The organism is Phocoenobacter uteri, from assembly GCF_900454895.1.
Classification (GTDB): domain Bacteria; phylum Pseudomonadota; class Gammaproteobacteria; order Enterobacterales; family Pasteurellaceae; genus Phocoenobacter; species Phocoenobacter uteri.
In genome coordinates, this window is sequence record NZ_UGTA01000001.1 from 1,678,863 (window position 1) to 1,700,271 (window position 21,409).

A 21,409-nucleotide genomic window follows, 5' to 3' on the forward strand; every position below is an offset into this window, starting at 1 on the left:
AGCTATTCTACTATCACTGAATAGCTAAATTATCAGCTCGCTGTCATTGTTTCTCATCTTATCATCACAAAACACAACGCTATTCAATCCAAGTATAAAAAACTGTCTCATATTTTTAATACAATAAACGTACAATTTATAAAAACGAAAACCGCCGATAACATCTACCCCTACAGCTCAAAAAATGCGATAATGATCAACATTTTTTAAAATTATTGTGGGAATAAAGTGGATTATATTTTATTGATAATCAGTACGGCGTTGATCAACAACTTTGTACTGGTTAAGTTTTTAGGGCTTTGTCCTTTTATGGGCGTGTCTAAAAAAGTGGAAACAGCGATTGGTATGGGGTTTGCGACAACCTTTGTGCTAACGGTTGCCTCGCTTTCTGCGTATTTAATTGATAGCTACATTCTTGCCCCTTTAAACGCCCAATTTTTGCGTACCCTTGCCTTTATTCTAATTATTGCGGTTATCGTGCAATTAACGGAAATGATTGTGCATAAAACTAGCCCAACGCTTTATCGTTTATTGGGCATTTACTTACCCTTAATTACCACAAACTGTGCGGTGTTGGGTGTGGCATTGTTAAATGTTAATCTTGCCCACAACCTAGTGGAATCCGTGTTATATGGTTTTGGTGCTGCCTTAGGTTTCTCATTGGTATTAGTCTTATTCGCTGCATTGCGTGAACGTTTAGCCAATGCGGACGTGCCGAAAGTGTTTCAAGGTGCGTCTATTGCCTTGATTACCGCAGGGTTAATGTCTCTCGCCTTTATGGGCTTTACTGGATTGGTTAGAATCTGATGACAACTTATAGCGTAATTATTATTTTAACGATGATTGCCCTGATTGTAGGGGCAATGCTTGGCTATGCGTCAATCAAATTAAAAGTTGAAGCCGATCCTATTGTTGAAAAAATTGATACCATTCTGCCACAAAGTCAGTGCGGACAATGTGGCTATCCGGGGTGTAAACCTTATGCTGAGGCAGTCGCAAATGGCGATGACATCACAAAATGTGTACCCGGTGGACAGCCTTTAATCATCAAAATTGCCGATTTAATGGGAGTTGAACCGCCAGAAATGGACGGCGAAGCTGCCCCAGAAGAAATGGTGGCTTTTATTGATGAAAATATGTGTATTGGTTGCACCAAGTGTATTCAGGCTTGCCCTGTGGACGCGATTATTGGCACAAATAAAGCAATGCACACCATTATTCCTGATTTATGCACGGGCTGTGAGCTGTGCGTCGCCCCTTGCCCGACCGATTGTATTAAAATGATAAAATCTAAACAAGCGATTAAAAATAAACCACGAAAATTTGATGAAAATTTAATAATCCCAATCATCAACATTTCAGATAATCCGACGGAGTTCCACAATGAAAAATAGTGCGATTGAGCGTATCCGTCAGAATAAATTATGGGACTTTCCGGGTGGAATTCATCCCCCTGAAATGAAATCACAATCTAATCAAACCCCGATTAGACACCTTGCTCTGCCTGATTATTTTTATGTGCCAGTCGTGCAACATTCCGGCTCAGCAGGGGATATTATCGTCAAAGAAGGCGATCAGGTTTTAAAAGGACAACCCTTAACCAAAGGCAATAATTTCCGCCAATTACCAGTGCATTCGCCAACATCTGGGCGTGTAATGGCTATCGGCGAGCATATCTCAACCAATGCGAAAGCGTTACCTGAATTGACCATTGTTATCAAAGCGGACGGCAAAGATGAATGGGCAAAACGCAATCCAATCGCAGATTATACTCAATATGATAGCGGTGCGATTATTGAGAAAATTTACCAAAAAGGCGTGGCGGGCTTAGGCGGTGCGGTATTTTCTACCTCATCAAAATTAAATTATGCGACCAATCGTTGTGAGCTACTGATAATCAACGGGGCGGAATGCGAGCCTTATATCACTTGCGATGACCGTTTAATGCAGGATTACACCGCCGAGTTAATGCAAGGGATTGAAATTCTGCAACACGTTTTACAGCCTAAAGAAGTGGTCATTGCGATTGAAGACAACAAACCGAACGCCATTCAAGCGGTCAAATTTGCATTAAAAAATACCAAAAATATTCAGTTACGCGTGATACCGACAAAATATCCATCAGGTGCGTCGGATCAATTAGTACAAATCTTAACAGGGCTTGAAATTCCACAGGGCAAGCGAACCATTGAAATGGGGATCGTAATGCACAATGTGGGAACGGCTTATGCGGTAAAACGTGCCGTGATTGATGATGAAGCCTTGATTGAGCGAGTCGTAACCCTAACGGGTAATCGCATTGGGCAAAAAGGCAACGTATGGGCAAGATTAGGTACGCCATTAAATCATTTGCTAGAACAGGTACAATTTGAAGAAAGCAAATGCTTCCCCGTGTTAATCGGTGGACCGTTAATGGGCTTCAGTGTACCAACCTTACAAGTGCCAGTAACCAAAACCGTAAACTGTATTATCGCCCCAAATGTAGATGAATACAGCGATGAAGAATTAGAGCGAAACTGTATCCGTTGTTCAAGTTGCTCCGACGCTTGCCCAATTGGTTTATTGCCACAACAGCTTTACTGGTATTCTCGTGCCAAAGACCACGAAAAAGCCAAAGCTTACAATTTGGACGCTTGTATTGAATGTGGCGTGTGTGCTTTTGTGTGTCCAAGTAACATTCCATTGGTGCAATATTTCCGTGATGAAAAAGCAGAAATTGCCGAAATTGAGCGTAAAGAACAAAAAGCTATCGAGGCAAAACAGCGTTTTGAAGCCCGTGAAGCACGCTTACAAAAAGAGAAAGAAGAACGAGAAAAACGTATTCAAGAGGCGGCAGATAAACGCCGAGAAACCATTGCGACCCAGCAAGGCGAAGATCCTGTTGCCGCTGCTCTTGCACGCTTAAAAGCGAAAAAAGAACAACATCAAAAAGTTGAAATTAAGGCGATCAAAACCACGATTTCAGGCGAACCTGATAACAGTGAATTGATGGCACAACGCAAAGCTCGACGCTTAGCTAAACAGCAAGAAAAAGAGCAACAAGCGGTCACTTTTAATCAAGAATTTACAAAAACAGAAAATTCTCAGACTGAAACGGATCCTCGTAAATTAGCTGTCGCACAAGCATTGGCACGAGCCAAAGCGAAGAAAGAGGCTCAGCAACAAGCGGCCACTTTTGATCAAGAATTTGCAAAAACCGAAAATTCTCAGGCTGAAACGGATCCGCGTAAATTAGCAGTGGCACAAGCAATCGCACGAGCCAAGGCGAAAAAAGAGAGTCAGCAACAAGCGGTGAATTCTGATCAAGAATTTGCAAAAAATGAAAATTCTCAGGTCGAAACCGATCCGCGTAAATTAGCGGTGGCACAAGCAATCGCACGAGCCAAGGCGAAAAAAGAGAGTCAGCAACAAGCGGTGAATTCTGATCAAGAATTTGCAAAAACCGAAAGTTCTCAAACTGAGACTGAACCGCGAAAATTAGCCGTCGCACAAGCAATCGCACGAGCCAAAGCAAAGAAAGAGGCTCAGCAACAAGCGGTCACTTTTGATCAAGAATTTACAAAAAATGAAAATTCTCAAGCTGAAACTGATCCGCGTAAATTAGCTGTGGCACAAGCGATTGCACGAGCCAAAGCGAAAAAAGAGGCTCAGCAACAAGCGGTTAATTCTGATCAAGAATTTGCAAAAAATGAAAATTCACAAGCTGAGACTGATCCGCGTAAATTAGCTGTGGCACAAGCGATCGCACGAGCCAAAGCGAAAAAAGAGGCTCAGCAACAAGCGGTGAATTCTGATCAAGAATTTGCAAAAATAGAAAATTCTCAAGCTGAAACTGATCCGCGTAAATTAGCGGTGGCACAAGCGATCGCACGAGCCAAAGCAAAAAAAGAAGCACAACAGAAGGAAAATAATAATGTTTAAAATGGCAACTTCCCCACACGTTCATTCAAGTAATCTCACGGCTAAATTTATGCTGTGGGTAATGGGGGCAATGGTGCCTGCGGTGGCGGTGCAATATTACTATTTTGGCTATGGTGTGCTGATTCAAACCGCGATTGCATTAAGTTTAGCTGCTGTGGTTGAGGTTATGATGGCAAAATTACGCCATAAGTCGCTCACGTATTATTTAGCGGATTTAACAGGCTTGGTCACAGCGATGATGTTGGCTATCGCCATTCCGCCTTATGCCCCTTATTGGATTATTGTGATTGGTACCCTCACATCACTTTTGTTGGCTAAACATTGTTATGGCGGATTGGGGCAAAATATTTTTAATCCTGCGATGGTGGGCTATGCGTTGTTACTCGTCTCTTTTCCTGCTCAGATGACAGCTTGGAGTGTGCCAGCAGAATTATTTGAACATTCATTGAGCTTCTTTGATAGCATTTGGTTAATTTTTACAGGAAAAATGACACAAGGTGTTGATTTGTATCAGTTAATCAATAATATTGACGGGATTTCTCAAGCCACCCCCTTAGATAGTGCAAAAACCTTTTATGCTGGATTTTGCTCTGTAAATTGCAATGCTGATGTTGCTTACCATAGCTTGATTCGTTCGCCGATTTTTATGCAAGATAGCGATTTTGCACAAGGGTGGTGGCAAGTAAATGTGGCGTTTTTACTTGGTGGCTTGGTGCTGCTGTATAAACGCATTATTCACTGGCAAATTCCAGTGGCAATTTTGAGTGTTTTTATGCTGTGTGCTGTTTTAACACAGCTATTTAGCTCAACGCCACATTTAAGTTTTGAAGCACAATTATTCAGTGGGGCAATGATGTATGGGGCGTTCTTTATTGCAACGGATCCTGTTACCGCCTCAACCACACCAAAAGGCAAGCTGATTTTTGGTGGCTTAATTGGGCTATTGGAATATTTAATTCGTTATTATGGTAGCTATCCTGATGCCATTGCCTTTTCAGTATTGTTAGCGAATATTTGTGTACCATTGATTGATCAATATACTCAACCTCGTTTATATGGAACAAAATTAGGGAGAAGACAAAAATAATGAGACCCTCGAAAATTTCAATCCGTTATGCTGGGATTTTAGCCCTTGTGGCATTTTGCTGTACGAGTCTATCTATGGGCGTCTATTGGTTTACCAAAGACAAAATTGATAATGTGCTTGCACAGCAACAACAAAAATTTATCAATGAAGTGATCCCAAAAGATATGGCAGATAATGATATTTTAGCAACCTGCAAAATTATAAATTTACCTGAATATCCTTTTCTGAATAAAATGTACATCGCAAGAAAAAGAAAAAGAATCACCGCTTATGTGATTCAAAGCACCGCACCAAATGGTTATTCTGGCGATATTGTGTTGCTTGAAGGGTTTAAATTAGATCGCTTAGAAAAGAGTTTGCAAGTATTAGGCGTACGTGTATTGGAGCATAATGAAACACCAGGATTAGGCGATAAAATTGAGCTACGAATCTCCGACTGGATTCTTTCTTTCAATGGTAAAAAATTGAGTCTAAACCATATTAGTAAGAATAGATACAATGGAAAGTTTGACCAATATTCCGGAGCAACGACAAGTGCTTATCTATTAGAAAATAATGAAAAACAATGGTATGTAAAAAAAGACGGCGGTACATTTGACCAATTCACAGGGGCAACAGTTACGCCAAGAGCAGTCGTAAATAATGTGCGTGAAAGTGCAAAATGGTTTATCACGACCGTTATTTCACAACCAAAATTGCTCAAAACATTTCCAGATTGTAATTAGGAAAAATAATGACAAATAATCAAATTCCCATTAAACAAATTGAAGAAAGTCCTCAACAGCCTTCTGAATGGAAAACCTTATTTAGTGAAGGCGTGTGGAAAAATAATGGCGTATTAGTGCAACTACTTGGACTCTGCCCACTGTTAGCTGTATCCAATAGTGTCACTAATGCTCTGGGGCTTGGCATTGCAACTTTAATCGTGTTGATGTGTACAAATATACTCGTTTCATTATTGAGAAACATCACACCACACGATATTCGTATTCCGATTTACGTGATGATTATCGCGTCAATGGTAACTGCGATTCAATTATTGATGAATGCTTTTACCTATCCGCTCTATCAATCGCTCGGGATTTTTATTCCGTTGATTGTGACCAACTGCATTGTGATTGGACGCGCTGAAGCCTATGCTTCTAAAAACTCTGTCATCAATTCCGCCTTTGATGGTTTTTCAATGGGATTAGGAATGACCTTAGTCTTGGTTATTTTAGGGGCTATGCGAGAGCTAATCGGAAAAGGGACGCTTTTTGATGGCATTGAATTATTATTAGGTGACTGGGCTGCGGTACTACGCATTGATGTACTACATCTTGAAAATGGCTTACTGCTCACCATTTTGCCACCGGGTGCATTTATTGGGCTAGGAATTTTACTCGCATTAAAAAACTGTTGGGACAACAAGCGGTAATATTTTGAGCCTTTTTTACAAAAATTATTTCAATAAAAAAAGAAGTTGATCATCTCGATCAACTTCTTTTTATTTGAGCCTTTGAGGCTTAAAAATTATTTATACCAGTCTGTTAAACGTAATGCTTTATGTCTTTGTTGAATATCATAATGCGTTGCACTATCAAAACCACCATATAATGGATTTGGCATCACAATATATTTTGTACCAAATTCAGCAGCATGTTTTGTAACCCAAGCATCACGCACTTCAAGGTTGCCGTGATAGGTTTCATCAGTAAAATCATTTAAGTTATCGCCAATATATTGCACGATTTCATAGCCTTTTTTCTCGATTTCACGGTATCTTTCTTGTTTTTTAGAACTTTTATCTTTTAAATACATACGCTCTTCTGACACACCTTCAAAACCTAAGGCTTGTAAATTTTTAATGGTTGGTGCCATTTGAGCCACTCGGCGATTTGAAACATAGAAAACCGTTCCACCATTCGCATTCACATAATTATTAAAAGCAACCGCCCCCATTGTGGCTCTGGTTCTTTCCGCTTCTACCCATTTTTTCCAAGTTTCAGATGTGTAAGGTTTTGCTTGGGAGAATTGATAAACTGCATATTCGCTGTTATCCATCATAGTTTCGTCTAAATCCACCACAACCGCTTTCTTCTTGCCTTCTTGGGCTTTGTAGCTATCAAAATATAATTTTGCAACGTTAAAGGCTTGTTGATAAAGGGCTTTCGCTTCGCCAGAGGTTTGATACCAATAAACCGCCATACCAAGCTCTTGGCTTGTTGCAACTTTATTTGCTTCACTTTGAACATTGATTGGCTCTTGTGCGAATGCCATTGAGCTCGCTAGAAGTGCAATTGATAAAAGTGTTTTTTTCATCGTATTCTCCATTTAATTGTTGTGAATTATCTGAACTGAACGCATTCTAGCCATAGATGATTTGAAGGGCAATCATTGTTTTATTTTTATCTCAGAAATGTGATAAAAGTCACATAAAATCATAAAAAATACGAGATAATTCGGCTAATTATTTTCAAATGTAAAACCTTGTTCATTTATTGTGAGAATCGACACACGATCTTTATGCCAATCCCCCAACACAATACGAGTAAATAAGCGGTCAGATTTTGGTGAAAATTTGCAAAAATGAATATCTTGTTGATGGGTATGTCCGTGAATCAGCCATTCTGCTTGGTGTTGTTGCATTATTTGGGCGGTGAATTCAGGGTTTACGTCCATTATTTCTACTGCTTTGCTCTGCTTTCCTTGACGGCTTTTAGAACGTATTTTTTGAGCGATATTGACACGTTTCTTTAAAGGTAAACGTAAAAATAACCATTGTAGCCATTTTTTATGTACAATTTTGCGGAATTTTTGGTAACTCACGTCATCAATACATAAGGTATCGCCGTGACAAAGTAAGGTTTTTTTACCAAATAAATCAATAAGATGATAATCAGGCAATAAGGTTATGCCTGTTTCTTTTGCAAAATCTTTTCCAAGTAAAAAATCCCTGTTTCCACAGATAAAATAACTTGGCACGCCTTGTTGAGAAAGTTGAGAAAGGGCATGCTTAACTTTTGTAATCAGTTCTGATTGTTCATCATCGCCAATCCAAAAATCAAAAAAATCCCCTAAGATATAAACGGCTTTCGCAAGCGGTGCTTTTTGGTGTAAAAATTGCAAAAAATTTTCTGTGATCTCAGGTTGAGATTCACTTAAATGGAGATCCGAAATAAAGTAATAAGTCATATTTTCTTAAAAAAAGTTGAAAGTTTACAAATAATTTTGAAAAAAACACCGCTAGTGGCGAATTTTTGTTAAAATATCACAAATTATGAAGAACATAAACCTATCCTATTATTTTAAATAATGGTTTTAAAGGAAGAAAAATGACAACAAAAGCACGATTTCACTCTTATGAATCTTGTGGCACGGTAGATGGGCCAGGTATTCGCTTTATTTTATTTTTACAAGGCTGTTTAATGCGTTGTAAATATTGCCATAACCGTGATACGTGGGATTTGCACGATGGCAAAGAGATTACTGTTGAAGAGTTGATGAAAGAAGTTGTTACCTATAAACATTTTATGAATGCAACGGGCGGTGGCGTGACGGCATCTGGTGGCGAAGCCGTATTGCAAATGGAATTTGTGCGAGATTGGTTTAGAGCTTGTAAAGCTGAAGGGATTAACACTTGTTTAGATACCAATGGTTTTGTACGAAATTACAATGAAGTGGTTGATGAAATGTTAGAAGTAACGGATTTGGTGTTACTCGATTTAAAACAGCTTAATGATGATATTCATAAAAATTTAATCGGCGTTTCAAATAAACGTACCCTTGAATTTGCCCGCTATTTACATCAAAAAAATAAACCAACGTGGATCCGTTATGTTGTCGTGCCAGGTTATACCGATGATGATGATTCTGTGCATCGTTTGGGTAAATTTATTGAAGGGATGGATAATATCGAAAAAGTGGAATTGCTTCCTTATCATCGTCTTGGTGAACATAAATGGGAAACCTTAGGCGAAGAGTATGAATTGGCTGATGTTGAACCGCCATCACGTGAGAAATTAGAACATATTCAACAAATTCTAAGCAGTTACGGGCATACTGTAAAATTTTAATAAAAAAAGGGTTAAATTATGGCAATTTGTATTATCACTGGTAGCACAATGGGCAGTGCGGAATATGTAGCTGATCATTTGGTGGAAGTGCTAGAAAATCAAGGTAAGGAAATCAGCTTATTTAACAATGCGAGCTTTGATGATATTAAAGATCAAACGCAATTATTAGTCGTGACATCAACGCACGGTGCTGGCGAATTGCCTGATAATATCCAACCGCTTTTTGAAGAAATTGCACAATCGGAACTTGATTTATCCGCAATGCAATTTGGCGTGATTGGGTTAGGTAGCTCAGATTATGATACGTTTTGCTTCGCAGTGGATACGGTGGAAAAAATCTTAACCGAAAAAGGGGCGACGTTAGTCTGCCCTTCATTAAAAATTGATGTGGTGGAAAATTTTGATCACGATAGCACCGCAGAAGAGTGGTTGCCAAGTTTTATTGAAAAGCTAAATTGATTATTTTTGATACATTTTAACTATCAATGACATTGCTAGACTTTTGAATCACTTATGGATAAAATTTCATCATTATTTTAAAATTATCAAGTAAAGGGGATTAAAATGAGCAATTTTACTATTACAATCAAAGATGAAAATAACCCAAATGCACCTGTTATCACTTATAGTGGTGTAAAATCAATTGAAGCCATAAAAGCTTACATTGAGCAAGTTGAAAATAACGAGACTGAATCAAAAGATCTACCACCTTGTAAACCAACAAACCAAGCGTTTTATAACTACGATAAAAATCCTGAATTAAGCCATTGTGAGCCTTGCCAAGAACAAGGTTTTGATTACGCTAAAAAATAATAACGCATTTTTCACTATAAAAAATGGTATGAACCGCCAAATTAACCAACTTGGCGTTCATACCATTATTTTTTATCTATATTCTTACTCAACCGTCAGATCAATAAGATCCTGCTCACTTAAAACAGTGATCCCTAATTCCTGAGCTTTAGTTAATTTAGATCCTGCCTTTTCACCTGCAATTAAGAAATCCGTTTTCTTAGACACACTACCGGACACTTTACAGCCAAAACTTTGTAACAAGGCTTTTGCTTGATCTCGTGTTAATTGTGAAAGTGAGCCTGTTAAAACCACATTTTTATCTTTTAATGGATTATCCTTAATCTCTTGCTGAACCACATCGTCCCAGTGAACACCGAGTGAAATTAACTCTTCAACTACTTCAATATTGTGCGGTTCTAACCAAAAACGGTAAATGTGATTTGCAACCACTTCGCCCACATCTTGTACTTCTTTTAACTGCTCAACATTGGCTTGGCGAATCGCGTCCAACGTACCAAAATGATTGGCTAAATTCAGTGCGGTTGCCTCGCCCACTTCTCGAATACCTAAGGCAAATAAGAAACGAGAAAGCGTCGTTGCTTTGGATTTTTCAATACTTAATAATGCTTTTGTTGCCGACTTTTCCCCCATTCGTTCAAGGCGAGCAAGGGTTTCTTTTTCTAATTTAAACAGATCCGCAGGAGTGTGAAGTAGCTCTTTTTCCATTAGCTGTTCGATCAATTTAACCCCTACGCCGTCAATATCCATCGCTTTACGAGACACAAAGTGTTTTAAAATTTCTTTACGTTGGGCATTACAGAATAATCCGCCCGTACAACGTGCCACTGCCTCGCCTTCAATACGAATAACCGATGAATTACACACAGGGCAAGCGGTCGGAAATTGAATACTTTTTGCAAATTCTGGGCGTTTTTCTAACACCACACCGACAATCTGGGGAATGACATCGCCCGCACGACGAATAATCACCGTATCGTGAATACACACACCCAAACGTGCAATTTCATCGCCATTATGCAAGGTCGCATTACTTACGGTTACCCCCGCCACAAATACTGGCTCTAATTTTGCAACGGGTGTGATAGCCCCTGTGCGTCCTACCTGAAATTCCACATCATTTAATACCGTCATCTCTTCTTGGGCAGGGAATTTATAGGCGATCGCCCAACGTGGTGCTTTTGAGATAAAGCCAAGCTGTTCTTGTAACTGAATATCATTGATTTTCAATACTGTGCCGTCAATATCGTAACCTAAGCTATCACGTTTTTGGGCGATTGAATGATAGAATTCCAGTAATCCTTTCATTCCTTTGGCTAAAATAATTTCGTTATTGACAGGAATACCAATGGATTTTAACCACTGTAAACGAGCAAAATGTGTATCAGGAAGTGGTTGCTCACTTTCATAAACCCCAACACCATAAGCATTCAGTACCAATGGACGTTGTGAGGTGATTTTTGGATCTAATTGACGTAACGATCCTGCCGCCGCATTGCGTGGATTTGCAAAAGTTTTCTCGCCTTTGGCTAAAGCTTTTTCATTTAATTGCTCAAAACCTCGCTGTGGCATAAACACTTCGCCACGCACTTCTAAACTCGCAGGGGGATTTGCCATATTCAGTTTTAAAGGGATATTACGAATGGTGCGAATATTTGCAGTAATATCTTCGCCCGTTGCACCGTCACCTCGTGTTGCGGCTTGGGTTAGCACGCCATTTTCATACAAAATACTCACCGCCAAACCATCTAATTTCGGCTCACAACAGAATTCAAGATTTGCAATATTTACCGTTGCTCTATCGGTAATACGGCGTAGAAATGCCTCTAATTCTTCGTCTGAAAAAGCATTATCTAACGAGAGCATTGGCACTTTGTGCTTAACTTGGCTAAAACCGTCCAACGGCTTTGCACCCACACGTTGGGTTGGGGAATCCACTGTGATTAACGCTGGGTTTTCTGCTTCAATCTTTTTAAGTTCATTCATTAAACGATCGTATTCTGCATCTGGCACGAGCGGATTGTCTAGCACGTGATAGTGATATTCGTATTCACGTAATTTATTTCTTAATTCATCAATTGTGTGTGGGATATTATTTGCCATTTGTCATTTCTCAATAAAAAAGACCGCATTTAAGCGGTCATATTTTGGTAAAAATTTACAATTTATTGTAAGCGTTGGGTATATTCTATATGGGATTGCTCATCAAATAAAGCCTGTTTATCATTTAGCACAAATCCGCCAAGAGATTGAGATAAACTTTCCACCGTGCTTATCATTAAGCGTAAATTGGTGACGTCATTGCCGCAAGACGGCACATACATAAAGAACGCTAATCCAATGGTAGTAAACTCATCAAGGTTATCCAAATCAAACGTGCCAGGTTGCACCATATTAGCAACGCTGAAAATCACAGGGCTTGCGGCATTATCAATATGACGATGGAATAACTTATGCTCGCCATATTGAAAACCTATTTCTTCTAAATGCTGAACAATTTGTCTGCCACTAAACTGTTGATGTTCTGGGGCAACTAAATAAAGGGTTAAAACCTGTTCCATCACATCTTGCTCAGTTTCTGGCTCACTCTCAACAGGTTCTTGCATTTCATCTTCTTGTGGCTGTTCCACTTCTTGATTGATAACCACCGCTGGCTGCGTTTCCTGCTCCTGAACACTTGTCTCATCATCTAAACGAATTTTAATTGCACTTTCAGTAGGCTCAATACTCTTTTCAGGATTAGTCGTTACAGTCTCAGAAACAACCTCTTTTTCCTGCTCAGACATCACATTTTGAGACTCATAAAAAGGTTTATTTGATGTATTTTTTAATGGGCTTGCAGGTCGTGGGCGAGCAGAAAAATCATTTTCAAACACTTGCGATTTTTCTTTGTTTGACGCAATAAGCGTATAACCAATTAAAATAATCACTAAAATTAACGCTACCGCAGATAAAACCACTGAAAGTTCCATTATAATCCCCTTTATTGTTGAAGTTTATTCTTTGTAAAATGGTTGGAATAGCTTACCATATTTCTACGTATTTTTTAAAAAATAAGGAAAAAATTATGTCTTTATTATTAGCACCCCCACAAAATCAATTTGAGTCGGGGCTATATTATTTTACCTTTGGCTGGCGTTTAATTCTACAACGTAAACTACTGCCTTTTGTATTGTTGCCTTTGCTGATTAACGTCACCTTAATCATTGGATTATTATGGTTTTTTATCGCAAACATTGATGACTGGCTCAATAATTTAGTGAGCTTTATGCCAAGCTGGTTAGATTGGATTACGGTTATTTTAATGCCTCTAGCCATTTTAGGATTGGTGGTCTTTTTCTATTTTACGTTTACCACCCTCGCCAATTTTATCGCTGCCCCTTTTAATGGATTGCTAGCGGAAAAAGTCGAACTTCAACTTACAGGCGAATTATTATTAGAAACCTCATTTACTGATATTCTCAAAGATATTCCAAGAATGCTAAAACGAGAATGGCAAAAAATGATGTACGCATTACCTCGTGTTATTTTACTCTTTGCTTTAGGATTTGTTCCATTACTCGGACAAACGATCATTCCTATTCTCTTTTTTATTTTTGGTTGCTGGATGTTAGCGATTCAATATTGTGATTATCCATTCGATAACCACAAAGTCAGCTTTATCCAAATGCAAAAAGCTCTTTCTCAACATCGAGTAATGAATTTTACTTTTGGGGCATTAGTGAGTATTGCCACTCTTATTCCAGTGGTGAATTTAGTGATAATGCCTGTGGCGGTGTGCGGAGCAACGGCGATGTGGATTAAAGAATATCGCTCTGATTTTGTAGTAACAAATTATCATTAATTCTTATTTGTAAGCTATTTTTCAAACCAATAATAAAGCGGTCATATTTTTTTCACTTTTTACAAATTATGAAAAAAATATGACCGCTTAAATTTTTACGTTACGTCGCGATTATTTTTTGCGAGTATGTAATCCTTTTTTCTCTAAATTACGGTAAATCCACCATTGTTGGAAAATCGTAATTGAGTTTGAAGTGATCCAGTAAAGTACCAATCCTGATGGGAAGAATAAGAAGAACCCAGTAAAGATAATTGGCATAAACATCATCACTTTTTGTTGCATCGGATCAGCCACTGGTGTTGGCGACATTTTTTGTAATAAGAACATCGACGCCCCCATTAACAACGGCATAATGTAGTATGGGTCTTGTGCTGATAAATCGTGGATCCAACCAAAGAATGGCGCATGACGCAATTCAACGGCTTCCATAAATGTCCAATATAATGCAATGAAAATCGGCATTTGGATAAGAATTGGTAAACAGCCACCCATAGGGTTTACTTTTTCTTCTTTATACAATTTCATTGTTTCTTGGCTCATACGCTGACGATCGTCGCCAAAACGCTCACGCATTTCTTGCAATCTTGGTTGCAACATACGCATTTTCGCCATTGAAGTATATTGTGCTTTGGTTAATGGATATAAAAGGCTCTTCACAACGATGGTGACACAGATAATTGCAATACCCCAGTTACCCACTAATTGTTGAATATGTGTTAATAACCAGAATAATGGTTTAGCAATAAACCAAGCCCACCCGTAATCAACGGTTAAATCAAAGTGATTTGCCGCTTGTGCCATTTCTTCCTGATTTTTAGGTCCTGTCCATAAATGGCTTTTGATAACCGTTTGTGAATTTGGTGCAACGGTTGTTACTTCACCACGATAACCGATTGACGCAGTGCCGTCGTTGTTCGTACGAGAATAAAGATGATTTTCTGCATTTTGATTTGGAATCCACGCTGACACAAAATAGTGTTGTAACATCGCAACCCAACCTGCTTTAGTATCCACAGAAAGATTTTTCTCTTCCATCTTATCAAAAGAATATTTTTCATAATTGACTTCTGATGATGAGAACGCGCCCCCCATATAAGTTGGCATCGTTAAGTTACCTGACGCATCTTCTAAAGTATGTTTAATTTGCCCGTAAGGTTGAACTTCAATCGCTTGTGCTGATTTGTTATCTACCACGAAATCAACAGCAACATCATAGCTACCACGTTTTAAGATGAATTCTTTTGTGTAAACCACACCATCTTTTTCAAAAGTTAAAGGTACAGATAAAGCATCTTGACCTTCAGCTAATACAAATTTATCCGTGGTTACTTGGTATTGTGGACGGCCTGCTGTGGTATCAATACCATTTTTTCCAACTAAACCACTTTGTGCGATATACACCGTTTTTGCATTATTTTCTAATAATTTAAACGGTGCTTTGCTGTCTAATTGTGCATTATGTTTTAATAAATCAGACTCAACAACATCACCGCCTAAAGTGTCGATCACTAAGCGTAATACATCACTTTCAACAACAATGGTTTTACCTGTTGTTTTTTGCTGATTGATTGCAGTGGTTTGAGATGATACAGGCACATCGCTTGATTGCGTTGCAACTTGTGCTTGTTGTGCTCTGGCTTGTTGAACTTCTGGATTATGATCTGTCTGCCATTGTGTAAAAATCAAAAATGACACCAGAAAAAAACCGATAACGAGTAAACTACGATTTGAATTCATTTTGGTTTCTCTGTATTTGTTGAAGAAAAGGGAAAAATCCCACTAATAAAGGGGAACATTTTATAATAGGTTGACACTCAATCCAACCGATTTTTATAGACAAATGCTAAGTTCTTGACCAAATATTGCAAATTTTAATCAATAAGTAACCGCTTACTTATTCTCTTAAGAAGATTTTGGCGGAACGGGATCATCGCCTCCTTGATGTAAAGGGTGGCATTTTAAAATGCGTTTAATGGTAAGCCAACTGCCTTTAATTGCACCATGAACTTGAATAGCCTCTAATCCATATTGAGAACAAGTGGGATTAAAACGACAGCGTGGTAATAACATTGGGCTGATAAAATAACGATAAAATTTTATCAATAGAATAAAAAGATGTGCAACTAAACTTACTTTTCTTTTTTTGCTAGACGAATGTGGCGTTGCCATAATTTATCCAATGCTAAAAAAAGTGCCTGATTATCTAATTTACCGATACCGCCTTTTGCGATAAACACAAAATCAAGGGCAGGTAATTCATGCTGATTTAGACGGAAACTTTCACGCACAATACGTTTAATTCGATTACGATCGTGAGCACGTTTTAAATGCTTTTTCGCAACAGTTAAACCTAAACGGGGAATTTCAGTGGAAGTTTGACGAGCGAGAATAGTCATCTGAGGCGTTGAAGCTCGCAGAGGATCTTCAAAAACCGCTCTAAATTGAACGGGAGCTAACAGACGTAGCTCCCGAGAAAATTTTAGCTTATTCACTATTTTAGTTTACGACTAAAAAGTATATTACTGCAAATTATGCAGATAAGCTTTTACGACCTTTAGCACGACGACGAGCTAAAACTTGACGGCCATTCTTAGTTGCCATACGAGTACGGAAACCGTGTGAACGAGCACGCTTTAATCGAGATGGTTGAAAAGTACGTTTCATTATTATCTACCTAGTTAAAATTATTAAACCATAAAAAGAGTGCAAATTTTAACGACAAATATCGAAAAGATCAAGAACTATCTACACTCCACCAAATTAAATTTGTAAAGACTAAATTGTTAGTATTTACTTACTCCGCTTCATTTAACAAAATCCAACCGCAATCGAGCCAATCACATAGGCAATCAAGCAGCAATTCTAACTCATTCTGATCCTGAGTTTTAGATGCTAATTTATTCCAAGAAATAGTATCGCCATTTGCAATACGAACCAGTAAATCAGCTTCCATTTCATTTAATTCATCAATCCATTCACCATTGACATAAATGCGTAACGGATTTTCTGTATAAACAATTTTAACATTACTATCTTGAATCAACCAAGAACCGTCTTCAAGTGCTGTTTGCAATTCATCAGGATAAAATGCTTCATCTATTTCAAGTTGTTCATAACGGCGAGAACTTACTGCTGTCGCAACACTATGTAAAAATAAATAATCAAACTGATCAGATGTTTGTAATAAATAAGTTAACTGCTCTTTAAAATTGGCTACTGTCTTAGGATCTAACAATCCATTAGGCTGACTATCAATACCTAAACGAAATGGTACGTTAAGCTGTGAAATATCTATATTTTGTTGATGCTGTAAATGATGATTAACTTTATCTAACAATTCAACAGAACTAGGGAAACGCAATCCAAAAGAAAAAGTCAAACAATCCGTTTCTGCTACTCCATAATGAGCCATACGAGAAGGGACATAAAGAATATCTCCGGGGTTCATTACCTCATCTATAACCAGCTCCCCCATATCATCAAAAATACGAATAGGCTGATTCGGATTGAATTCAGTACTTGGATCACACCACTTGCCTAATTGCCAACGACGTTGTCCATAGCCTTGTACTAGAAATACATCATACTCATCATAATGTTTCCCAACAGAGCCACCTTTTGGAGCATAAGATACCATAATATCATCACGCTGCCATTGTGGAATAAATCCAAAGGCTTGCCACAACTCACCTAATTCAGGCGACCACTGCTCTAGATTTTGTACTAATACAGACCAAAATTCTGGTAAATTTTCAAAATCCTGCTCACAAAAAGGACTGATTTTAACTTGCCATTGTTTTTCATCATCAATGTGATGACATTGAACTAAACGAGCAACAACATCTTCTTCTAAAGCTAAATCAAGAATATCCTTAGGTGTAAACAAACCAACAATTTGTGGTAAGCCATTGCGAATAACAAGCGGTTTCTTTTGCCAATAATTTTGCAAAAAAATCTCTGGAGTGATTTCTTCTGGCAAACAAAATGGAATGTTCATAACTAACTCCTTAAATCATCGCCTTTTGAAGAAGGGGTGATATCATATTTAAATCTTTCTTATTCTAATTATAGACTTGTTCATTCTAATTTGTAAACTCTTTTCAGAATTTGAAGTAAAGAATAACAATTATGTTACTTATGTACTAAAATACAGCTCAAATACTCAATTTATTACTTTTTACCTATCATAGTGTCATCAAATTAAGATAATAAACAATAATGCCTCATTTATACCTTTTATAAAGTATTATCATATTGATTTAAAAGAAAGTGATATATCACCACTATATTTCTTCTAACCTCAAACTTGATACACTTTCATTTCATAATTAGAGAACATAAATAACCATAATAAATTTTATCTGATAAAACGTATTTGCTCTTACTCTTTATATACTTTCCCCTAAATGCAAAAAAGCCGTAACTATCTCTAGTTACGGCTCTCTCTAAATTAAAACCCTGATGGTGTCCTACTCTCACATGGGGAAACCCCACACTACCATCGGCGTTACAACTTTTCACTTCTGAGTTCGGTATGGAGTCAGGTGGTTCCGTTGCACTATGGCCATCAGGAAAATCTTTCAATATTCTTCTCTAATTTTCTTTATTCTTTAATTAAAAACAAGCTTCTACTTCTACTTTCTTTATTCGTCTTTCCAAAAACACTTGAGCGTTGTATGGTTAAGCCTCTCGGGCAATTAGTACAGGTTAGCTCAACATATCACTATGCTTACACACCCTGCCTATCTACGTCTTAGTCTCAAACAACCCTTACCAACTTATAGTTGGGGAGAACTCATCTCAAGGCAAGTTTCGTGCTTAGATGCTTTCAGCACTTATCTTTTCCGCATGTAGCTACCCAGCAATGCCTCTGGCGAGACAACTGGAACACCAGTGATGCGTCCACTCCGGTCCTCTCGTACTAGGAGCAGCCCCTTTCAATTCTCCAACGCCCACGGCAGATAGGGACCGAACTGTCTCACGACGTTCTAAACCCAGCTCGCGTACCACTTTAAATGGCGAACAGCCATACCCTTGGGACCTACTTCAGCCCCAGGATGTGATGAGCCGACATCGAGGTGCCAAACACCGCCGTCGATATGAACTCTTGGGCGGTATCAGCCTGTTATCCCCGGAGTACCTTTTATCCGTTGAGCGATGGCCCTTCCATTCAGAACCACCGGATCACTATGACCTACTTTCGTACCTGCTCGACATGTCCGTCTCGCAGTCAAGCTTGCTTATACCATTGTACTAACCTCACGATGTCCGACCGTGATTAGCAAACCTTCGTACTCCTCCGTTACTCTTTGGGAGGAGACCGCCCCAGTCAAACTACCCACCAGACACTGTCCGAGACCACGTTTCGTAATCTTCGTTAGAACATCAAACGTTAAAGGGTGGTATTTCAAGGACGACTCCATAACAACTGGCGTTGCTACTTCTAAGTCTCCCACCTATCCTACACATTAAAATTCAAGGTTCAGTGTCAAGCTATAGTAAAGGTTCACGGGGTCTTTCCGTCTAGCCGCGGGTACACCGCATCTTCACGGCGATTTCAATTTCACTGAGTCTCGGGTGGAGACAGCCTGGCCATCATTATGCCATTCGTGCAGGTCGGAACTTACCCGACAAGGAATTTCGCTACCTTAGGACCGTTATAGTTACGGCCGCCGTTTACTGGGGCTTCGATCAGGAGCTTCTCTTTCGATTACACCATCAATTAACCTTCCAGCACCGGGCAGGCATCACACCCTATACGTCCACTTTCGTGTTTGCAGAGTGCTATGTTTTTAATAAACAGTTGCAGCCAGCTGGTATCTTCGACCGGTTCAACCTTCACCCGTAAAGGGCTACAATCTACGCCGGCGCACCTTCTCCCGAAGTTACGGTGCTATTTTGCCTAGTTCCTTCACCCGAGTTCTCTCAAGCGCCTGAGTATTCTCTACCTGATCACCTGTGTCGGTTTACAGTACGATTTATAATAACCTGAAGCTTAGTGGCTTTTCCTGGAAGCGTGGTATCAGTTACTTCAACGCCTTAGCGTCTCGTCATCACTTCTCGGTGTTTAATAGAATTCCGGATTTGCCTAAAATTCCCACCTACCGGCTTAAACAGGGCAATCCAATACCCTGATAACCTAACCTTCTCCGTCCCCACATCGCAGTTATTACAAGTACAGGAATATTAACCTGTTTCCCATCGACTACGCTTTTCAGCCTTGCCTTAGGGGTCGACTCACCCTGCCCCGATTAACGTTGGACAGGAAACCTTGATCTTCCGGCGAACGAGTTTTTCACTCGTTTTATCGTTACTTATGTCAGCATTCGCACTTCTGATACGTCCAGCAAACCTCTCGATTCACCTTCATCCGCTTACAGAACGCTCCCCTACCCAACAGAATAAATTCTGATGCCGCAGCTTCGGTGCTATATTTGAGCCCCGTTACATCTTCCGCGCAGGCCGACTCGACTAGTGAGCTATTACGCTTTCTTTAAATGGTGGCTGCTTCTAAGCCAACATCCTAGCTGTCTAAGCCTTCCCACTTCGTTTCCCACTTAATATAGACTTTGGGACCTTAGCTGGCGGTCTGGGTTGTTTCCCTCTTCACGACGAACGTTAGCACCCGCCGTGTGTCTCCTGAGTATCACTCTTTGGTATTCGTAGTTTGCATCGGGTTGGTAAGCCGGGATGGCCCCCTAGCCGAAACAGTGCTCTACCCCCAAAGGTGTCCGCTCAAGGCTCTACCTAAATAGATTTCGGGGAGAACCAGCTATCTCCCGGTTTGATTGGCCTTTCACCCCCAGCCACAGGTCATCCGCTAATTTTTCAACATTAGTCGGTTCGGTCCTCCAGTTAGTGTTACCCAACCTTCAACCTGCCCATGGCTAGATCACCGGGTTTCGGGTCTATACCTTGCAACTAAACGCCCAGTTAAGACTCGGTTTCCCTACGGCTCCCCTATTCGGTTAACCTTGCTACAAAATATAAGTCGCTGACCCATTATACAAAAGGTACGCAGTCACAACACAAAGTTGCTCCTACTGCTTGTACGTACACGGTTTCAGGTTCTATTTCACTCCCCTCGCAGGGGTTCTTTTTACCTTTCCTTCACAGTACTAGTTCACTATCGGTCAATCAGGAGTATTTAGCCTTGGAGGATGGTCCCCCCATCTTCAAACAGGATATCACGTGTCCCGCCCTACTTATCGTTAGCTTAGTTCCACAATTGTATTTTCAGATACGGGGCTATCACCCTGTGTCGCGAAGTTTCCCAACTTCTTCTCTTAATACTACTGCTAAAACTAACTGGCTCTTCCGCTTTCGCTCGCCGCTACTCACAGAATCTCGGTTGATTTCTTTTCCTCGGGGTACTTAGATGTTTCAGTTCTCCCGGTTCGCTTTAATAACCTATGTATTCAGTTATTAATAATAGGTTCTTCACCTATTGGGTTTCCCCATTCGGAAATCTTGGAATTATCACGTTTCTTATCAACTCTTCCAAGCTTATCGCAGATTAGCACGTCCTTCATCGCCTCTGATTGCCAAGGCATCCACCGTGTACGCTTAGTCACTTAACCATACAACCTCAAGTGCTTTCACACCTAAAGTTGTCATTAAACAACTCAAGTTCGTATGTTGCTTTTGTTCAACATACTGTTTTTTAGTTTCTTACTCAGACTTCATAAA

The 21,409-nt window shown here is 39.4% G+C and carries 19 protein-coding genes and 2 rRNA genes; 10 read left to right on the top strand and 11 right to left on the bottom strand.

Annotated elements, in window-relative coordinates; translation table 11 throughout:
* Positions 1 to 228: 228 nt before the first annotated feature.
* From rsxA to DYE60_RS07700, 6 genes are read left to right on the top strand one after another with little or no spacing between them, the layout of a single operon-like run.
* Positions 229 to 807 carry an electron transport complex subunit RsxA gene (gene rsxA, locus DYE60_RS07675; protein WP_115316035.1) on the top strand — a complete coding sequence of 193 codons (579 nt, stop codon included), beginning with the start codon at positions 229 to 231 and terminating at the stop codon, positions 805 to 807.
* Complete coding sequence (gene rsxB / locus DYE60_RS07680; protein ID WP_115316036.1) at positions 807 to 1,394, top strand: electron transport complex subunit RsxB; 588 nt, start codon at positions 807 to 809, stop codon at positions 1,392 to 1,394. Before rsxA ends, rsxB begins: the two co-directional genes overlap by 1 nt.
* A complete protein-coding gene (gene rsxC / locus DYE60_RS07685; RefSeq protein ID WP_115316037.1) occupies positions 1,384 to 3,921 on the top strand; it encodes an electron transport complex subunit RsxC in 2,538 nt (845 codons plus the stop codon). Before rsxB ends, rsxC begins: the two co-directional genes overlap by 11 nt.
* Complete coding sequence (rsxD, locus tag DYE60_RS07690; protein WP_115316038.1) at positions 3,914 to 5,008, top strand: electron transport complex subunit RsxD; 1,095 nt, start codon at positions 3,914 to 3,916, stop codon at positions 5,006 to 5,008. The genes rsxC and rsxD overlap by 8 nt, the downstream gene beginning before the upstream one ends.
* Positions 5,008 to 5,733 (top strand): electron transport complex subunit RsxG, encoded by a 726-nt coding sequence (rsxG, locus tag DYE60_RS07695; protein WP_115316039.1) that lies wholly within the window; start codon positions 5,008 to 5,010, stop codon positions 5,731 to 5,733. The genes rsxD and rsxG overlap by 1 nt, the downstream gene beginning before the upstream one ends.
* Positions 5,734 to 5,741: 8 nt before the next feature.
* Positions 5,742 to 6,425 carry an electron transport complex subunit E gene (locus tag DYE60_RS07700; RefSeq protein ID WP_172460387.1) on the top strand — a complete coding sequence of 228 codons (684 nt, stop codon included), beginning with the start codon at positions 5,742 to 5,744 and terminating at the stop codon, positions 6,423 to 6,425.
* Positions 6,426 to 6,520: 95 nt separating this feature from the next.
* On the opposite strand, the gene DYE60_RS07705 is transcribed toward DYE60_RS07700, so the two are convergent.
* Positions 6,521 to 7,309: a 5'-nucleotidase, lipoprotein e(P4) family gene (locus DYE60_RS07705; RefSeq protein ID WP_172460388.1), complete on the bottom strand. Its 789-nt coding sequence runs from the start codon at positions 7,307 to 7,309 to the stop codon at positions 6,521 to 6,523.
* A gap of 144 nt (positions 7,310 to 7,453) precedes the next feature.
* Positions 7,454 to 8,182, bottom strand: a complete 729-nt coding sequence (gene lpxH / locus DYE60_RS07710) for a UDP-2,3-diacylglucosamine diphosphatase (RefSeq protein ID WP_115316042.1) — start codon at positions 8,180 to 8,182, stop codon at positions 7,454 to 7,456.
* A gap of 140 nt (positions 8,183 to 8,322) precedes the next feature.
* Between lpxH and pflA the strand changes: the two genes are divergently transcribed.
* From pflA to DYE60_RS07725, 3 genes are all read left to right on the top strand, one after another.
* Positions 8,323 to 9,063: a pyruvate formate lyase 1-activating protein gene (gene pflA / locus DYE60_RS07715; protein ID WP_115316043.1), complete on the top strand. Its 741-nt coding sequence runs from the start codon at positions 8,323 to 8,325 to the stop codon at positions 9,061 to 9,063.
* 18 nt (positions 9,064 to 9,081) lie between these two features.
* Positions 9,082 to 9,522 (top strand): FMN-binding protein MioC, encoded by a 441-nt coding sequence (mioC, locus tag DYE60_RS07720; RefSeq protein WP_115316044.1) that lies wholly within the window; start codon positions 9,082 to 9,084, stop codon positions 9,520 to 9,522.
* 105 nt (positions 9,523 to 9,627) lie between these two features.
* Positions 9,628 to 9,876, top strand: a complete 249-nt coding sequence (locus DYE60_RS07725) for a hypothetical protein (RefSeq protein ID WP_115316045.1) — start codon at positions 9,628 to 9,630, stop codon at positions 9,874 to 9,876.
* 84 nt (positions 9,877 to 9,960) lie between these two features.
* Here the strand turns inward: DYE60_RS07725 and ligA are convergent, their stop codons facing one another.
* Together ligA and zipA are read right to left on the bottom strand one after the other, a co-directional pair.
* Positions 9,961 to 11,979, bottom strand: coding sequence for an NAD-dependent DNA ligase LigA (gene ligA / locus DYE60_RS07730; protein ID WP_115316046.1), 2,019 nt, complete (start codon positions 11,977 to 11,979; stop codon positions 9,961 to 9,963).
* Between the two features lie 62 nt (positions 11,980 to 12,041).
* A complete protein-coding gene (gene zipA, locus DYE60_RS07735; RefSeq protein ID WP_115316047.1) occupies positions 12,042 to 12,848 on the bottom strand; it encodes a cell division protein ZipA in 807 nt (268 codons plus the stop codon).
* 95 nt (positions 12,849 to 12,943) lie between these two features.
* On the opposite strand from zipA, the gene cysZ reads away from it, so the two are divergent.
* Positions 12,944 to 13,720, top strand: a complete 777-nt coding sequence (gene cysZ / locus DYE60_RS07740; protein WP_115316048.1) for a sulfate transporter CysZ — start codon at positions 12,944 to 12,946, stop codon at positions 13,718 to 13,720.
* A 111-nt stretch (positions 13,721 to 13,831) separates the two neighbouring features.
* Here cysZ and yidC read toward each other — a convergent pair whose 3' ends face one another.
* From yidC to DYE60_RS07775, 7 genes are all read right to left on the bottom strand, one after another.
* The gene (gene yidC / locus DYE60_RS07745; RefSeq protein WP_115316049.1) at positions 13,832 to 15,457 is read right to left on the bottom strand and encodes a membrane protein insertase YidC; all 1,626 of its coding nucleotides are present in this window, start codon (positions 15,455 to 15,457) and stop codon (positions 13,832 to 13,834) included.
* A 165-nt stretch (positions 15,458 to 15,622) separates the two neighbouring features.
* The gene (yidD, locus tag DYE60_RS07750; protein ID WP_115316050.1) at positions 15,623 to 15,889 is read right to left on the bottom strand and encodes a membrane protein insertion efficiency factor YidD; all 267 of its coding nucleotides are present in this window, start codon (positions 15,887 to 15,889) and stop codon (positions 15,623 to 15,625) included.
* The gene (gene rnpA, locus DYE60_RS07755; protein ID WP_115316051.1) at positions 15,850 to 16,212 is read right to left on the bottom strand and encodes a ribonuclease P protein component; all 363 of its coding nucleotides are present in this window, start codon (positions 16,210 to 16,212) and stop codon (positions 15,850 to 15,852) included. Before rnpA ends, yidD begins: the two co-directional genes overlap by 40 nt.
* 37 nt (positions 16,213 to 16,249) lie before the next feature.
* Positions 16,250 to 16,384: a 50S ribosomal protein L34 gene (gene rpmH, locus DYE60_RS07760; RefSeq protein WP_090923035.1), complete on the bottom strand. Its 135-nt coding sequence runs from the start codon at positions 16,382 to 16,384 to the stop codon at positions 16,250 to 16,252.
* Positions 16,385 to 16,514: 130 nt separating this feature from the next.
* Positions 16,515 to 17,717, bottom strand: a complete 1,203-nt coding sequence (locus DYE60_RS07765; protein WP_115316052.1) for a ribosomal protein uL16 3-hydroxylase — start codon at positions 17,715 to 17,717, stop codon at positions 16,515 to 16,517.
* A 459-nt stretch (positions 17,718 to 18,176) separates the two neighbouring features.
* Positions 18,177 to 18,292, bottom strand: a 5S ribosomal RNA gene (rrf, locus tag DYE60_RS07770).
* A gap of 104 nt (positions 18,293 to 18,396) precedes the next feature.
* Positions 18,397 to 21,300: ribosomal RNA gene (locus tag DYE60_RS07775) — 23S ribosomal RNA — on the bottom strand.
* Between the last annotated feature and the right edge of the window lie 109 nt (positions 21,301 to 21,409).

Coding starts and splice junctions, on each gene's coding strand:
- lpxH (WP_115316042.1), bottom strand. CDS start 8,182: ATGACTTATTACTTTATTTCGGATCTCCATTTAAGTGAATCTCAACCT.
- rpmH (WP_090923035.1), bottom strand. CDS start 16,384: ATGAAACGTACTTTTCAACCATCTCGATTAAAGCGTGCTCGTTCACAC.
- ligA (WP_115316046.1), bottom strand. CDS start 11,979: ATGGCAAATAATATCCCACACACAATTGATGAATTAAGAAATAAATTA.
- mioC (WP_115316044.1), top strand. CDS start 9,082: ATGGCAATTTGTATTATCACTGGTAGCACAATGGGCAGTGCGGAATAT.
- pflA (WP_115316043.1), top strand. CDS start 8,323: ATGACAACAAAAGCACGATTTCACTCTTATGAATCTTGTGGCACGGTA.
- DYE60_RS07765 (WP_115316052.1), bottom strand. CDS start 17,717: ATGAACATTCCATTTTGTTTGCCAGAAGAAATCACTCCAGAGATTTTT.
- rsxD (WP_115316038.1), top strand. CDS start 3,914: ATGTTTAAAATGGCAACTTCCCCACACGTTCATTCAAGTAATCTCACG.
- DYE60_RS07725 (WP_115316045.1), top strand. CDS start 9,628: ATGAGCAATTTTACTATTACAATCAAAGATGAAAATAACCCAAATGCA.
- cysZ (WP_115316048.1), top strand. CDS start 12,944: ATGTCTTTATTATTAGCACCCCCACAAAATCAATTTGAGTCGGGGCTA.
- rsxC (WP_115316037.1), top strand. CDS start 1,384: ATGAAAAATAGTGCGATTGAGCGTATCCGTCAGAATAAATTATGGGAC.
- yidC (WP_115316049.1), bottom strand. CDS start 15,457: ATGAATTCAAATCGTAGTTTACTCGTTATCGGTTTTTTTCTGGTGTCA.
- rsxG (WP_115316039.1), top strand. CDS start 5,008: ATGAGACCCTCGAAAATTTCAATCCGTTATGCTGGGATTTTAGCCCTT.
- DYE60_RS07705 (WP_172460388.1), bottom strand. CDS start 7,309: ATGAAAAAAACACTTTTATCAATTGCACTTCTAGCGAGCTCAATGGCA.
- zipA (WP_115316047.1), bottom strand. CDS start 12,848: ATGGAACTTTCAGTGGTTTTATCTGCGGTAGCGTTAATTTTAGTGATT.
- rsxB (WP_115316036.1), top strand. CDS start 807: ATGACAACTTATAGCGTAATTATTATTTTAACGATGATTGCCCTGATT.
- DYE60_RS07700 (WP_172460387.1), top strand. CDS start 5,742: ATGACAAATAATCAAATTCCCATTAAACAAATTGAAGAAAGTCCTCAA.
- yidD (WP_115316050.1), bottom strand. CDS start 15,889: ATGGCAACGCCACATTCGTCTAGCAAAAAAAGAAAAGTAAGTTTAGTT.